Source organism: Intestinibacter sp. (genome assembly GCF_022780145.1).
Classification (GTDB): Bacteria; Bacillota; Clostridia; order Peptostreptococcales; family Peptostreptococcaceae; genus Intestinibacter.
Genome location: NZ_JALEXO010000260.1, coordinates 1 through 2210, shown reverse-complemented (window position 1 = coordinate 2210; position 2210 = coordinate 1). Strand labels below are relative to the sequence as shown.

General features: G+C 29.6%; 3 protein-coding genes. 2 read left to right on the top strand and 1 reads right to left on the bottom strand.

The features are described 5' to 3' along the window. A partial coding sequence (locus MR593_RS09675; RefSeq protein WP_290692307.1) for a threonine aldolase family protein occupies positions 1-850 on the top strand: 850 nt, incomplete at its 5' end. A 160-nt stretch (positions 851-1010) separates the two neighbouring features. Here MR593_RS09675 and MR593_RS09670 read toward each other — a convergent pair. Then, positions 1011-1268, bottom strand: coding sequence for a hypothetical protein (locus MR593_RS09670; RefSeq protein ID WP_290692305.1), 258 nt, complete (start codon positions 1266-1268; stop codon positions 1011-1013). Positions 1269-1610: 342 nt separating this feature from the next. On the opposite strand from MR593_RS09670, the gene rlmH reads away from it, so the two are divergent. Further along, positions 1611-2090, top strand: coding sequence for a 23S rRNA (pseudouridine(1915)-N(3))-methyltransferase RlmH (rlmH, locus tag MR593_RS09665; RefSeq protein ID WP_290692303.1), 480 nt, complete (start codon positions 1611-1613; stop codon positions 2088-2090). The last annotated feature ends 120 nt before the right edge of the window (positions 2091-2210 follow it).

Here is a 2210-nt window from a genome sequence, read left to right as displayed (position 1 = left end):
AGGAGGAACACAAACTAACCAATTAATAATCGATACAACTTTAAATCCATATGAAGGTGTAGTAGCTGTTGAAACAGGACATGTAGGTGTACACGAAGCAGGTGCTATTGAATATACAGGTCACAAGGTTTTAACTGTTCCAGCACACGATGGAAAAATGGATGCAGGTGAGTTAAAAGATTACTTAGAAACATTTTACAACGATGGAAACCACGAACACATGGTATTCCCAGGAATGGTTTACATTTCTCATCCAACAGAATACGGAACTTTATACACAAAGGATGAATTAGAAAAAATTTCAAAGGTATGTAACCAATACGAAATACCATTATATCTAGATGGTGCTAGACTAGGATATGGGGTAATGGCAAAGGATACAGATGTTGATTTACCTACTGTAGCAAAATACTGTGATATATTCTATATAGGAGGAACAAAAGTTGGCGCATTATGTGGTGAAGCTGTAGTATTCACAAAAAACAATATGCCTAAGCATTTTACAACTCAAGTAAAACAACATGGCGCATTACTTGCAAAGGGAAGATTACTAGGAGTTCAATTTGATGCATTATTTACAGATGACCTTTATTTTGAAATAAGCAAAAATGCTATTGAAATGGCTGAGCTTTTGAAAAAGGGATTAGCTGAAAAGGGATATAGATTCTATTTGGATTCACCAACAAACCAACAATTTATTATATTGGAAAATAGTCAAATGGAAGAGATAGCTAAGAATGTTAGATTCAGCTTTTGGGAAAAATACGATGATACTCATACAGTAGTGAGATTTGCTACAAGCTGGGCTACATCTAAGGAAGATGTGGAAGCTTTAATTGATTTATTATAAATTAATAATCCCTTCGTATACAGTAACATTTTAGTTATCGTATATGAAGGGATATTATATTTGGGATAGAAGAGTTTTAAATATAAATTATATCTACACCAGCAAAACTAAGGTTTCCGACTAATACTAAGGTATTTTCTGTAGTTCCTATATGTTTATTTTAAAGTTTGTATTTTACTTGATATATGTTATCTATCGTGTGGGCACTTATACTTGATTCCTCTGTTTCGAAAAATAATATTTCTGATAGAGGAATATAGTATTCCGAATTATTTTTGTAAAATATTATTTGAGCTTTTTTAGATAATATATCAGTAAGAGCTTTTTGAATATTAGACACATCATCGTTTAATTGTTTACATCTGATGATTACCTCATCTTCTTGTATTTCTTTATCTACTTCGATTCGTATTTTCATATCTTCACTCCCCATATTATTAATTATATGGAATGAAGATTCTTTGTAAATAAGATACAGGTAAGTGGCAACTTTAGAGGTGTAAGAGGTAAATTTTTATATGTTAGTTGCATATTAAATTTATGTATTATTCGAATAAAATATAGTTATCCACCGTTTTTTTAGTTATCCACTGTGGATATGTGGATAACTTATGTGAATTTTTATTTCTTTCTGATTATTTTAATAAATAGCTCCGTTTAAAAATATATACAAATCAAATTAGGTATAATATAATCATAGAGGATTTTAATATTAAAAAAATATAGGAGGAAGTACTGCTTTTTAAGTGGAAGGAATTATATGAGAATAAATATAGTATGTGTCGGAAAAATTAAGGAAAAATATTTGAAATTAGGAATAGATGAATTTAAAAAGAGATTATCTAAATACTGTAAGCTGGATATAATAGAGCTGGATGATGAAAAGGCTCCAGAGAATCTAAGCGATAAAGAAATGGAAATGATAAAGGATAAAGAAGGAAGGAAGATACTAGCTAAGATCAAGGATACTAGCTATGTTATAGCACTTGCAATTGACGGTAAGAGCTTGTCTTCTGAAGAATTAGCTGATACTATCAACAAGCTAGGTATAAAGGGTATTAGCAATATATCATTTGTAATAGGAGGATCCTTAGGACTTTCTGATGAGGTTTTAAGTAGAGCTGATTATAAGTTGTCTTTTTCTAAGATGACATTTCCGCATCAATTGATGAGATTGATTTTGTTGGAACAGATTTACAGAAGTTATAGAATAAATAATGGAGAGCCTTATCATAAGTAATAAGGTTTGTTTTTAGTTTAAATAGATAGTAGAAAATTTTATTAAAATAATGAATATAAGTTTAATAAAGGAGATTATATATGGATTTAATTAATAAAATAATTTGTAAAGATTGTATAG